At 65.6% G+C, this 587-nt stretch carries 1 protein-coding gene; it reads left to right on the top strand.

Features of this window, described 5'->3' with window-relative positions; translation table 11 throughout:
• Positions 1-587, top strand: a 587-nt coding sequence (locus ACWGS9_RS35195) for a tyrosine-type recombinase/integrase (protein ID WP_454509479.1), incomplete at its 3' end; no start/stop codon positions are given.

Below are 587 nucleotides of genomic sequence, written 5' to 3'. Positions count from 1 at the left end.
ATGGATACCCTGTCGACCGATGCACCGATCACGCCGCTTCGCCAGCGCATGCAGCAAGACATGCTCATGCGGGGCTTAGGCTCCCATACCCAGCAGGACTACGTTCGTCACGTCCGGCGCTTCGCAGCCTTCCTCCGACGCTCTCCCGATACCGCGACGCCCGAGGACATCCGCCGCTTCCAGTTGTATCAGCATGAGAACGGCGTCGGGCCTGCGACGATCAACGGCGCGGTCTCGGCGTTGCGGTTCCTGTTCCTGGTGACGCTGAAGCGGCGGGATCTGGCCCGTGTGCTGGTGATCATGCGCCATCCACGCAAGCTGCCGGACGTGCTGAGCGTGGAGGAAGCGGCGCGGCTGCTCGAAGCCGCACCTGGCATCAAGTACAAGGCCGCGCTCGGCGTCGCCTATGGCGCGGGTCTGCGCGTATCGGAGGTCGCGCACCTCAAGGTCGACGATGTCGACAGCACGCGCATGCTGATCCGCGTCGAACAGGGCAAAGGACGCAAGGACCGCAACGCCATGCTCTCGCCGCAACTGCTCGAACTGCTGCGCCTGTGGTGGCGCGAAGGCAGGCGTCGCGGTGTGAT

This window comes from Mesorhizobium sp. Arg314 (assembly GCF_053714275.1).
Note: the sequence above shows the minus strand (reverse complement) of the source record. Positions and strands in the feature narration are given on the sequence as shown.